The organism is Arthrobacter agilis (genome assembly GCF_002953615.1).
GTDB classification, from domain to species: Bacteria; Actinomycetota; Actinomycetes; order Actinomycetales; family Micrococcaceae; genus Arthrobacter_D; species Arthrobacter_D agilis_B.
On the sequence record NZ_CP024915.1, the window covers coordinates 1428559 to 1430654 of the forward strand.

The following is a 2096-nucleotide window of genomic DNA, read 5'->3' on the forward strand; positions in this document are numbered from 1 at the left end:
CGAGCGTGTCGACCAGGGCACCCCGGAGCGCGGCCTGCAGCGCTTCGGCGTCCCAGGATTCGCAGCCCTCGAGGGCCTCCAGCGTGACGTCGAGCACCTCGCCGAGGTTGTCCGGCAGGCCCTTGCGGGCGTCGTCGGCGACGTCCACGGCGTCGTCGGCCTTGAACAGGAAGGCCAGCATCTCGGGAGCCTCGCCGAGGAGCGTGATGCGCTCCTGGATGAGCGGGGCGGCCTCGGCGATGATGCGCAGCTCCTCCTCGGAGGGCTCAGCGGCGATCAGCCCGGCGGAGGCGAGGTAGGGCAGGAGCCGGGAGCGGAACTCGGCGGGATCGAGGAGCCGCACGTGCGTCCCGTTGATCGCCTCTGCCTTCTTGAGGTCGAAGCGCGCGGGGTTGGCGAGCACGTCGCGCACGTCGAACTTCTCGACGAGCTGCTCCACGGAGAAGATGTCCTCGTCGGCCGACAGGCTCCAGCCCAGCAGCGACAGGTAGTTGAGCAGCCCCTCGCGGATGAAGCCGCGCTCACGGTGCAGGAAGAGGTTGGACTCGGGATCCCGCTTGGACAGCTTCTTGTTGCCCTGGCCCATGACATAGGGCAGGTGTCCGAACAGCGGCATGTAGCGGGCCACGCCGATGTCGATCAGCGCACGGTAGAGCGCGACCTGGCGCGGCGTCGAGGACAGCAGGTCCTCTCCGCGCAGGACATGCGTGATGCCCATCAGCGCGTCGTCCACCGGATTCACGAGCGTGTAGAGCGGCGCCCCGTTGGCACGCACGACGGCGAAGTCGGGCACGCTGCCGGCGCGGAACGTGATGTCGCCTCGGACGAGGTCGGTGAAGGTGATGTCCTCGTCCGGCATGCGCAGGCGGAGGACGGCGGGCCGCCCGGCGGACCGGAATGCGTCCTTCTGCTCGTCGGTCAGGTCACGATCGTGGTTGTCGTAGCCGAGCTTGACGTCACGGCCGGCTGCGCGGTGGCGCTCCTCCACCTCCTCCGGCGTGGAGAAGGACTCGTAGAGGTGCCCGGCGGCGACGAGCCGTTCGATGACGTCCTGGTACAGCTCGCCGCGCTGCGACTGGCGATAGGGGGCATGCGGTCCGCCGACCTCCACGCCTTCGTCCCAGTCGATGCCCAGCCACCTCATGGCCTCGAGGAGCTGCTGGTAGCTCTCCTCGCTGTCCCGAGCGGCGTCGGTGTCCTCGATGCGGAAGACGAGCTTGCCACCGGTGTGGCGCGCGTAGGCCCAGTTGAAGAGGGCGGTCCGGATCAGCCCGACGTGGGGCGTACCCGTCGGCGACGGGCAGAATCGGACGCGGACGGACGTGGCATCGGTGACGGTGGGGATCTCTGCGGCAGTAGTCATGATGGTCCCAGTCTAGGTGGGACCATCAGGCGCCGCGCGAGCCGCGGGTCCGTCGTCGGGCCTGACAGTGAGTGGCCGACGACGGACCAGGAGGCGCGCAGCGGCCAGGCGCGGAACCGTCAGCGGCGGGCCGGGTTGGAGAGGCGGCCGATGCCCTCGATCTCGACGTCGTACCGCTGGCCGTCCGTGATCAAACCGACGCCGGCAGGCGTCCCGGTCAGGATGACGTCTCCGGGAAGGAGGGTGAACGCCTGCGAAACGTAGGCGACGAGTTCCCGCGCGCCCCAGATCATGTCGCTCGTGGAGCCGTCCTGGCGGAGTTCGCCGTCGAGCGATCCGCGGACGGTGAGGTTTTCGGGATCGAGGTCGGTCTCGATCCACGGACCGATCGGGCAGGACGTGTCGAAGCCCTTCGCCCGCGCCCACTGGTCGTCCGTCTTCTGCACGTCACGCGCCGTCAGGTCGTTGGCGCACGTGTACCCGAAGACGACGTCGTCGACCCGCTCGAGCGGGACGTCCTTGCAGATCCTGCCGATCACGACGGCCAGTTCCGCCTCGTACGAGATCTGGTCGGAGAAGGACGGGAGCATGACCGGGTCGCCAGGACCGATGACCGACGTGTTGGGCTTGAGGAACATCAGCGGTGCGGCAGGCGTCTCACTGCCCATCTCCTGGATGTGGTCCGCATAGTTCCTGCCGATTCCCACCACCTTGCTGCGAGTTCGCGATCCTG

At 68.5% G+C, this 2096-nt stretch carries 2 protein-coding genes; both read right to left on the bottom strand.

Features of this window, described 5'->3' with window-relative positions; translation table 11 throughout:
• Positions 1-1363 (bottom strand): glutamate--tRNA ligase (gene gltX, locus CVO76_RS06880; protein ID WP_208741409.1); only part of this gene is annotated, 1363 nt, incomplete at its 3' end.
• A 119-nt stretch (positions 1364-1482) separates the two neighbouring features.
• Positions 1483-2096 (bottom strand): fumarylacetoacetate hydrolase family protein (locus CVO76_RS06885; RefSeq protein WP_208741411.1); only part of this gene is annotated, 614 nt, incomplete at its 5' end.